The organism is Thermodesulfovibrionales bacterium, from assembly GCA_035686305.1.
Classification (GTDB): domain Bacteria; phylum Nitrospirota; class Thermodesulfovibrionia; order Thermodesulfovibrionales; family UBA9159; genus DASRZP01.
This window is the reverse complement of sequence record DASRZP010000001.1, coordinates 1-9807: the sequence shown is the minus strand read 5'-3', so window position 1 is coordinate 9807 and position 9807 is coordinate 1. Positions and strand designations below refer to the sequence as shown.

Genomic DNA, 9807 nt, shown 5'->3' with positions numbered 1-9807 from the left:
TGCTCTCGCACTCGTCGGATGGGGGGTCGTGAGCTTTCTCGCTGTTGCGAACAGCTTCATCCAGCTCGCAACACCTGACAGCCTCAGAGGCAGGGTTATGAGCGTCTATACCCTTGTCTTTCTCGGAATGGCGCCCGTCGGAAGCTCGATCATGGGGGCAATCGCCCACGCCATGGGTACGCCGGCAGCAGTAGCTATCGGCGCACTTGCCTGTTTTGCGGCTGTCCTCTCCCTGGCAGGACACCTGAAGGCCCTTGGCCGGTGAGAAAGGGCCGAGGCTCGGTCATGCATACCGTATATTTATAAATAAAACGCATATTCGCTAAAACGTGATCTGACGGACAGTGAACCATGAAGTCCAGACTGATCGTTTCTTTAAGAAGGCAACGTTTCTTTCTCAAGTTATCCGCTGTCGTTAACACCGACGACTCCTCAGTGGCACTCTTTTGACAGGGTAACTCTTTCCGGTCGAAACCTGATGTCGGCTCAATGATGCCGGTCGGGCAGAGTACATGCAGTACTTCACGCGGGTTGGTGTTTGCCGGCCCTTGCGGTGTACAGCCCGCTAACAAAACTTTTTTCACAAACAATAGATGAGCACTAATTAGGGCCGTAAGCAACCCTTAAATAATGGGGTGATGGGCGGAATGCCACCCGCCCATCCTTGGTGTCTGATCCCAAAATTATTTTTTTGCTGACGGAGGAGTCGGCACATTTGCCCCGTGGCATTCAGTGCAGTTCTGCTGAGCCGTAATCCCTACGTTTGATACCGCTTTCCACGTGGTTTTTTGCTTATACGTACCATCCTTCCAGGCATTCAGATCCTGGACAAGGTGATATGCAGCGCTTGCAGTTACACGGGCACACCTGTCTCTTCTTTCAGGACTGCCGATCGCGTAGCCTGAAGCCTTCATCCACTTGCCGACCGATACATGACAGAGCGGCGAGTCGCTTGTCGTCTGGATGATTGTTGCTTTCACCCTCGGCTCTTTGGGTGTGTAGGAAGGAAGCGCTGTTTCGGAATACCACTGGAGGGCGTCAGCGCCGATTGCTGCGCCGTTTTCACATTCAGGTCCTGCGATCCTGGGGCCAATAATCATGTTGCTCACAATGTTGGCTCCGGCATTTGAGCCGCATATTGTTCCCCATCCGACTATCCCTCCTTCAAGAAAAACATACGCATCAACAGGAAAAGATGTATAGGGCTCACCCACCTTTTCCCTGAGCTGACTGAACACGCTGCTGATAACCGCAGCTCCGCAGAATACCCGGTACCATTCATTATAGGCGAGCTCTGCGGTCTTTTCAGGCTCGAGTTTCACATACGGCCACGGCCATTTTTCGGTAGGACCGCCCTTGGCTTCAGCCTTTGAAAAGAGACTCAGTCCTCCCGTTGCCAGGGCAGCAATCCCGGCAGCTCCAGCCGCACTTTTGAGAAGCCCCCTTCTTGACAGTTTTTCGTCAAACATCTTTCCATCTTCCATAAGTCCACCCCCTGAATTGTCTTCGGTTTCTAATGAAACCGGTCAAATAATGCGTTTCCTTACGATTTACTGACCATCCTCATTCGGTAGCGGGAAAAGTGTCTCCTTCCTTGATGCCGAAAAACATCGAGGACTTCCCCACAGGGATCTTTGAAACTACTTCCATCTTTACGGTGTCGATTTTGTTTATCGTGTTATCTTCGGCATTGACCATATAGAAGAACCTGCCATCCGGTGTGAAATAGGAGGCGTGGGCCTGCTTTTTCCCTGTTCCCACGGAAATATTCTTCACGACCTCCTGTTTCTCGACGTCAATTACGGTGACCGTGTTGTCCTTATGCTGGATGACGAATATATGTTTTCCATCCTTTGTCATTACCGGATGTCCTGCTCCCATTCCAGCCCTGATCGTTTTCATGACCTCAAGTTTCGCCGTGTCTATGACTGCCACTGTCCTGCCGCCTTCGTTACAGACGAAGAAATACTTCCCGTCCCGTGTAAATTCGCCATGATGCAGCTGACCTTGCTCCCCGGGTTCGAGAGGGATCGGAATGTCCTTCACCGCCTTGTCGGTTCCGACATCTATCACGGTCACCGAAGTCTTACCGCCTTTTTCCGCTTCGTTTACCGCGTAAAGCAGCTTACCGTCTCTGGAAGGGTGGAGGTAATGATTGGGGCCAGGCAATGGAATGGTCGCCTTGATCTCCCCGGTCTTCACATCGACTTTCACAATGTTGTTGTTGACGTCATCCGACACGTACACGGAGGCCCCGTCTTTCGACCAGTACGGATGCCTCATCATCGCGCCTTTAAAAACGCCTTCCGGCTCTTTCCCTATTTGAATTGTCTTTGTGATCTCATCGGTAGCGGTGTCTATGAAAGAAACCTTGAGGGCATCTTTATAGACGACGGCAAGGGTCTTTCCATCCGGCGACAGGGCTACCAGCATCGATATGGCTGGGAGTGCGAGTGTCTTGGTGACGTCGAATTTGTTACCGTCGATAACGGTCAGCTCTTTAGAGCCCCGGTTGTTCACATAACCTTTTCCGTCCGCAGTGAAGGCCAGGGCATGGGGCGTCTTTCCTGTTGGAAGGGTTTTTACGAGCTTCTCAGTGTTCAGGTCAACGATAGCGAGATTGTTCTCACCTTCGCTCGTAACAAAGGCGACGCGATCAGATGCCGATGCAACTGAAGAGACAAGAAGCAGAAAAGTGAGCAACGCGAATACAAAGAAGTGTTTCTTCATTGGTTCTCCCTTAACAATGGTTGTTTGATTTCCGGGGATACCGAAGAATCCCCGATAAGCTTCTTATTGTGAACTTTGCACAAACCATGCACTGGTTGTATCAAAACACCGGCGTTGGCACGGTTCCCCACCCGCTTCCGTGCGGAAGGTCCTTGATGTCTATCAGCTTCAGATTGTGGACATCCACATTGACCATAAACTGAGGCACGCGCAGGGCATTGATAGAAAAGAGGTCGGCAGGCGACTTCACCTCCACATCTTCTATTGATAAGAAAATGAGTCTTCGGACTACGCCATCCCCCATCCCCGAACCGTTTTGATGCGAAGCGTGCATCCCGCCGTGCATGGCATGGTGGCCTTCGCGCAGGTGTCTGAAGGGATGGAATATCCAGTCCGTGATCATGGAAATGGAGTGATGTTGCTCATATAGCTTCCACTCCCCGCCTGTGTCAGCGATCATTCCCTGCATAATGTAGTCGCGCGGGATAAAATAGACAAGATAATGTTGGTTGTCCTGAATCCTTTTATTCACATCGGGCAGAACGAGAATATCATTCATCCGGTGGTCCATCTTGGAACCATCCTCCGGAAGGATTGCTACGACTGCAACGTTTTGGGCCTTTGTCCAGAGCGTAAGCGTGTTGATGGTATACGCCCGGAGCAGGAAAGCTCCGCCCAGGAAAAAACCGACGAGACCGAATGCAATGGCGGCCTGTCCTATTCGTGAGGAGGGTGAAAACAGCTTTTCAATTCGTCTCGGCAGAAACATCCCCGTCTTTTTCATATACGCGTCGTAGGTTTCTTCATGAGCTTTCAGCATCCGGCGCTCTTCATCCTTTGCAAGGGCGTAATAGACAAATATCATGACGAGCCAGAGTACGATGGTCAGGAACCTCGGCCAGAGAATAGCAAGCCCCAGACCTGCCATCCCGAGTGCTAGATACTGTGGGTGTCGGATAATGGAGTAAAAGCCGCCAAGCACAGCACCCTTTTTCGTGAATTTCGCAGTGTATATCTGGATAGCGCACACGAGAAATATTGCTGCTCCCAGGACGAACATAACTGAACCCGAGACTCGCACGAACTGAAGGAACAAGTCCTGTGGCAGGATCATATGAGGCAGGTAAAAGGCGCTGAGCCATCTCGTTGCCGGATGTTTTGCTGTTTCGAGCAGGAAAGGATTGAATACGGAATAGAAAAACCCGGCAAAGGGGCTTATCATTATCAGCACTTCAAACGCAATGATAAAATAGAGAACGATCGCGCTCCTAAAGACCGCCCTAACCTTATTCATCGACAAACTCCGGCATCAACATCCCCCTGCGAGATAACCGTGCTTCAGGTGATACACGTGGTCGAAACCCGCGATCATCCGTTCGTCATGGGTCACCACGATTACCGCCGACTATAATCATTATTATAGTGCAAGCCGTCGGATGCATTGCATAAAATATTCATCGGGCTCGCCAAAAGCAAGCAAAACGCCGCTTTAGGCGAGCCCGAGCGTTAAGACAGGGCTTACCAAGTCAAGGTCTTGGTGTTGTCCTTGAACAAGGCACCGCCGGTCAATTCAGGGTTGCCCACCTTGATGCCGGGCAAGAGGTCGGCCTCTTTGACCCCATAGTGCTTCATGCACATTGGACAGCTGATAACAACGGCGCCTTTGTTGAGCAACTCGGCGAGCATTTTCTGATGATCGGCGAACTTAGCAGCCTTTGCCTTGGAACCAATGAATACCCCTTTGTCGTTGAGCCAGATCGTAAGTGGATGACCGCGCTCGAACTGGCTCTTTGCGAAGGTAATTGCCATATTCGCACTATGTGAATCATCTGTGGTCAGATTTACGAAGAGGGGGTCAGTGTCCCCCGCAAAGGCCGGAGTGGTGATACTGCCAACGATCAGGGCAAGAGCAAAAAACAAATTCGCAATGAACTTCATGAGTGTTCTCATTTTTAAGATCCTCCTTCTAAGAAATATAATATTCCTTGTTCCGAATGTCCGCCCGATTCCATGCGAACATCCGCAGCTTTCTATGCCGCACAGCGGAGTTTCTTAAGCGAGAAATCGAGGCGGGTGTGCCCTCTCGGAGGGAGGCAAATAATCGAAACGCACGAACGCAGGAGTCAGATACCGGCTGAGTTGGGCATGCGTCACGAACTCGAACACGGACTCAGTGATACAGGGCGTTCCATTGTCTTGCGAGAGGGCGTCGTGCGAAGCTGTGCAGACATTCAGCGTCAGGAGGTATGACTCCCCTTCACGGTCGTTAATTGAGTAGCAGACGACCTGCTGCGTGCAGAGCGACGCGATGAATGCAATGATCAGAGTGACGGAGCTTCTCTTCATTACTCTCCAATTGCGACTTCATATAGGCTTTGAAAGCACGTTTTCAGAGCCCCTTCTTTAAAGTCTAATGGCAGGATGAAAACGACTGCCAGCTGAAAGCCGATTCCGTTTGTCGGAATACGACCGATTTTCCTGCCAGACGATTCCCGCATTGCCATAACGGTCTGATCATTTTAGGAGTTCTATGTATAAATCATATCACCCCGCAGACCAATGTCAAGCAATGAACCTCTCTTACAAAATATAGTTCTTCAACATCGCAAGGGGGAACATCGGTTGTATATTCTGTCACAGTAGTCCAGAACACATTCCTCAAATGCCGATATTTCACCGCTTTTAAATCTGTTTGCAATGTTCAGATCATCAAAATTATCAGCCATAGACATATTATGTCAGAATACGAAGACCGAAATGACCGCAATTATAAGCACAACATAAAGGATATCCACCTTTCTCAACAATGCGCCAAAAGCTGTACATACTAATACCATCCGGACAAGATCCCACGGCACAGCCAGCGAAAATTTGACCGTCACAAAGAAAAGAAGTCCTACGAAGGATGCGAGGATTCCCTTTGTTGCACCGGTGAAATATGTGGATGCCTTCAATCTGTCGAAGACTGGAGTTACCGCTATCACCATCAGGAAAGAAGGTGTGAATATCGCTATAGTTGCTATTATAGCGCCCGGCAATCCATAGAGCATGTATCCTACGAAGGTTGAGGTAATAACAATAGGGCCGGGCGTAACCTGTCCGAGGGCTATACCATCCATAAGTGTCTTGCTGTCCATCCAACCTCTGACGTTGACTATCTCTTGGAGCATTAACGGGATGGAGGCAAAGCCGCCTCCGAAGGCAAATAAATCAATCTTCATCATCAATATGGCGAGATTCAGAAGTTCTTTATCTAAGACATAGACCACAAGAAGCCCGAAAAGCAAGATCATGAGAAGTGCCGAGAAATGCCTGACACTGTGCTTGCCTCTTCCCTTTTCGGCAGTTGATGCGACAACGATTCCGTTGCCTCTTAGAAGTACTATTCCGATAAGAGCAGCGCCCAGGATCACTATAAAAGGGCTTACTCCGACCCATAAGAAGACTGCGGCTGGCAGGGAGAGAAGGCTCTCTTCGTAATTCTTGAAAGTGCTCTTGCCAAAGGAATAGGTCGCATGTGCAACAATGGCAACTACGACAACATGTAGGCCGTTAAACAGTGAAACAAGTCTGGGAACTTCATTATAGCTGGCATATAGCCACGAAAGAACGAGCATGAAAAGAAATGCGGGCAGCCCGAAGCCGACAAATGATACCAATGCGCCTGCGACACCCCTTGCCTTAAGCCCCACATATGCAGCAGTCTGCATGGCCGAGGCGCCCGGTATGGATTGACAGAGGGTGACTCCATCGTGAAATTCTTTCTCATCAAGCCATCCATGGTGGGACACTGACATTTCCTTTATATACGCGATCATGGCCGGCCCACCGAAGGCCGTCAGGCCGAGTTTTAGGAAAGACAAAAGAAGATTTCCCAGTGTGGGTTTACGGTTCAAGCAGCCGCCACTATATCGTGACTACCAAGACGTTTTTTCCTGCATGACCGATAACTCTTTCTGTGCTACTGCCCATACAGAGTCTTTCAATGCCCTTTCTTCCATGGCTTCCCCAAAAGATCTTTAACCGAAGGCACCAAAGCACATATTCACCGTAAGTAACTGTATCATATTTTGAGCCACTCTCTTCTGAGTGCATTGTCCAGGATGACTCCTACAAGAAAAGCCACACCCATATTCCACATTGCAACAGCGGCCACGATGAGCATCACATAAAACTCAGACTTCTTGTTTCCGATATCCCTTACCACTATCGCCAGTTCCGAACCCGCGAAGAACAGGATTACTCCCAGTATGGCATTGGGGAATATCTTGAAGATAATGGAGACAGAATCGCTGAAGAACAGGGCAATAAGTATAAGGATGCCTCCCAGGATAACCAATGCGCCTCCGGTCTTTGCGCCGAAACGGACATGCCCTGCCATGCCACCCGCTCCATGGCACATCGGAATGCCGCCGAAGAGGGGCGAAACCAGGTTCATGATGCCTTGCGAAATGGCAATCTTCTTCTCCGTCACCGGCCTGTCAGGGAAGAGTTCGTTGTTCTCGGCGGTGATGGCAATCACTGCGTTGCCCAGGGTTAATGGGATTTGGGGGATTGTAAAGAGCAATGTTCCGGTGACGAGATCGTTCCATGAAATCATCGGAAGACTCAAAACCGGCAGATTGAAGCCGATATGAATCTTGGCCAATTCTGACATTATCTGAGGGTTCATGATAACGGCGGACACGACCCCGATGATAAGGAGCATAAACATTGCTGGTATCTTGGGATTTGTGAGAAGAAGGTATGTAACGACCAGTGCTATAACTGCGAGAACCGGTGATGTCCTCATCCTGTTGACCCCATCGACCATGAAGGTGAGCCCAAGTCCAAGCATAATACCGCGGACAACAGGTTTGGTTGCAAGTTTAGCTATCGGTCTGAGGATCCCCGTAATACCGGCAAAAAGCCAGAAAAGCCCTGTGGTAAGACCTGATCCATAAAGGGCTGCCGGACTTATGCCACCGGCGATAGCCGCAGCGCCGATAGCCTTCATGGGTTGGATTGGAAGAGGCGTCCTGTAATAAAGCCCGGATGCCATGAGAGTAATGCCGAACATAAAGAGAAGCCCTAGGGGGGGCATCTTCACAATGGTGATATAGGCAACGACAAAAGGGATCAGCGTTCCAACATCCCCGAACGCCCCCGCCCATTCCATCCGGTTGTAAAGATTCTTTGCCTTCACTTCGACAGCTCCCAACGTACCCTGAGCCTCAGATGCAACCTCCTTTGTTTCTGAGATGTCAGCAGCCTCCATGGTGGAAATACCTCCTGTCAATTATTTCTTGCTTTACTTTAGTAACACGAATATAATAAGTTTAGTGTTAATATACTTATATCCAGGGCACTTGTCAAGTGCTATTGGACTCTTGCATAGTTCACCTAATTTATGCAGAAATAAAGGAGACTTCCGAGATGGGAAATCATAGGTTGCCGCAGGGTAGCCCATGCGAATTGATATTGAGGCATGAAGATGGCAAGGGAAAAAACATATAAGAGGGGTCTTTCAAAGCAAGCGCTGCGGGGCGTGATGCATCGGAATATTGTGTCATTACCGGAAGACAGGCATTATTTGGACTCGGACCAGCTCAATGGACTTGAGCAATCATTCCGTCAATGGGTTGAAGAAACATCGCGCGCGGATGTGCGTTTGTCACGCAGGCGCATTCTGCTTATTTTCTTGTTGATCCGATACACTGGAGCCAAATTGAACGAAGTCCTGTCCATACACCCCTTGGAGGACGTCAATTATGGAAGACAGTCAGTATTATTTCGGAATGATGACAATGGCTCCGGGCAAAACGTGCGGGAAGTCCTCATTTCAGAAGTTCTTTCTAGTGAGGTTCATTCTATGCTGGCTGACCCTGAGTTCAGAAGATCTATAGAAAAGACCTTTGGGATTGATCCTGGTTTTGTACGGCGGAAATTCTATGAGCGGGCTCAGGCCTGCGGTTTTTCCAAGGAAATGGGAGGCCCGGAGATGATCCGGAAGTCACGGGCCGTGGAGCTGATGCAGAACAATATGCCCTTGCCAGCGGTCCAAATGCTCCTGGGGCATTCGACCCCCAACCTGACCTCGTCCTATGTTTCATTCTCTGAAGATGAGATGCAACAGGTAACCAAGTATTTTATGGAAAAAGAATCTTCACGGAAGACCAGCGCACGAAACACCTTTTTCGGCAAGATTGTCAGGTTGCAGCGCGGTGACATACAAACCTCGGTGGAACTATCGACGATGCAAGGCCATCGGGTCACGACAGTGATCACTAACGATAGTGTGGAACGGCTCGGATTGAAAGAAGGAAAGATGATCACCGCCGACGTTAAGGCCCCGTACGTCATCGTTGAGAAAGCAAGCGAAGAGCCACAATCCAGTGCAGAAAACAAATTCAAGGGGATTGTCGAACAAGTGAACAAGGGCAAGGTCAACACTGAATACGTAATCGGCATTTCAGAGGAAACCAGGCTTTGTTCCATCACCACAACAAAGAGTGGGCAACAGCTCGACCTCAAGAAAGGTGACCATGTTTGGGCACTCTTTAACTGTTTTGCTGTAGTGCTTCGCATTGATTAAGCCGGTAAGTACACTGAACAATGGTGGAATCGTCAGGAAAATAAATCGAAGGCGAATAGATACGGTACATGCTCGTTTTCGATTCCTTTCGGAGTTGCCAGGCCAGCCTTCTCAATCAATTATAACCACGTGACCGAATCTCACACATGGGCGAAGCCCATCTCAGGAAAGACTGTTCATTTCCGGATGTACAAGTACAGATTCAGGCACAGCTGCCTGTGCCACGTATTAGAAGAACATCGCGTTCGCCTAAATATTTCATTATTACCCAGTACTACACGTAACCGCGATAGATCACAACGAGGCCCAATATTTGTTTCCAAGAGGAAGTTTCACCTGTGGCAAGAAAGCTTCAGTGTCGCTTTCAGGAAGGATATTCTTCTTGGCTAACTGATCAAGAACCGGCATGGTTTCCAATGGAATTAATTGGCAGTCATGAGGTGTCCCATAAGTGGAGACTTGACTTTTACAGCCTAGGCTTGGTTCGGTAGATCATTTTTTCA

8 protein-coding genes are annotated in these 9807 nt (G+C 49.3%); 2 read left to right on the top strand and 6 right to left on the bottom strand.

Annotated features, from left to right (window positions below):
- Nucleotides 1–265, top strand: a 265-nt coding sequence (locus tag VFG09_00040; protein ID HET6513528.1) for an MFS transporter, incomplete at its 5' end; no start/stop codon positions are given.
- Between the two features lie 418 nt (nt 266–683).
- Here VFG09_00040 and VFG09_00035 read toward each other — a convergent pair.
- The 6 genes from VFG09_00035 to VFG09_00010 form a co-directional block, all read right to left on the bottom strand.
- Complete coding sequence (locus VFG09_00035; GenBank protein HET6513527.1) at nt 684–1484, bottom strand: C-GCAxxG-C-C family protein; 801 nt, start codon at nt 1482–1484, stop codon at nt 684–686.
- A gap of 79 nt (nt 1485–1563) precedes the next feature.
- Complete coding sequence (locus VFG09_00030) at nt 1564–2730, bottom strand: cytochrome D1 domain-containing protein (protein HET6513526.1); 1167 nt, start codon at nt 2728–2730, stop codon at nt 1564–1566.
- A gap of 100 nt (nt 2731–2830) precedes the next feature.
- Nucleotides 2831–4024, bottom strand: a complete 1194-nt coding sequence (locus VFG09_00025) for an isoprenylcysteine carboxylmethyltransferase family protein (protein ID HET6513525.1) — start codon at nt 4022–4024, stop codon at nt 2831–2833.
- Nucleotides 4025–4248: 224 nt separating this feature from the next.
- Nucleotides 4249–4668: a DsrE family protein gene (locus VFG09_00020; GenBank protein ID HET6513524.1), complete on the bottom strand. Its 420-nt coding sequence runs from the start codon at nt 4666–4668 to the stop codon at nt 4249–4251.
- Nucleotides 4669–5468: 800 nt separating this feature from the next.
- Nucleotides 5469–6593: a chromate efflux transporter gene (gene chrA, locus VFG09_00015; protein ID HET6513523.1), complete on the bottom strand. Its 1125-nt coding sequence runs from the start codon at nt 6591–6593 to the stop codon at nt 5469–5471.
- A gap of 200 nt (nt 6594–6793) precedes the next feature.
- Nucleotides 6794–7987 (bottom strand): putative sulfate/molybdate transporter, encoded by a 1194-nt coding sequence (locus VFG09_00010; GenBank protein ID HET6513522.1) that lies wholly within the window; start codon nt 7985–7987, stop codon nt 6794–6796.
- A 210-nt stretch (nt 7988–8197) separates the two neighbouring features.
- Here VFG09_00010 and VFG09_00005 point away from each other — a divergent pair, with 210 nt between their 5' ends.
- Nucleotides 8198–9304 carry a TOBE domain-containing protein gene (locus VFG09_00005; protein ID HET6513521.1) on the top strand — a complete coding sequence of 369 codons (1107 nt, stop codon included), beginning with the start codon at nt 8198–8200 and terminating at the stop codon, nt 9302–9304.
- Nucleotides 9305–9807: the final 503 nt, after the last annotated feature.

Bases quoted from the DNA above. Each gene is read 5' to 3' on its own strand.
- VFG09_00035 (HET6513527.1), bottom strand. From the start codon at position 1,484: ATGGAAGATGGAAAGATGTTTGACGAAAAACTGTCAAGAAGGGGGCTT.
- VFG09_00030 (HET6513526.1), bottom strand. From the start codon at position 2,730: ATGAAGAAACACTTCTTTGTATTCGCGTTGCTCACTTTTCTGCTTCTT.
- VFG09_00025 (HET6513525.1), bottom strand. From the start codon at position 4,024: ATGAATAAGGTTAGGGCGGTCTTTAGGAGCGCGATCGTTCTCTATTTT.
- VFG09_00020 (HET6513524.1), bottom strand. From the start codon at position 4,668: ATGAAGTTCATTGCGAATTTGTTTTTTGCTCTTGCCCTGATCGTTGGC.
- VFG09_00010 (HET6513522.1), bottom strand. From the start codon at position 7,987: ATGGAGGCTGCTGACATCTCAGAAACAAAGGAGGTTGCATCTGAGGCT.
- VFG09_00005 (HET6513521.1), top strand. From the start codon at position 8,198: ATGAAGATGGCAAGGGAAAAAACATATAAGAGGGGTCTTTCAAAGCAA.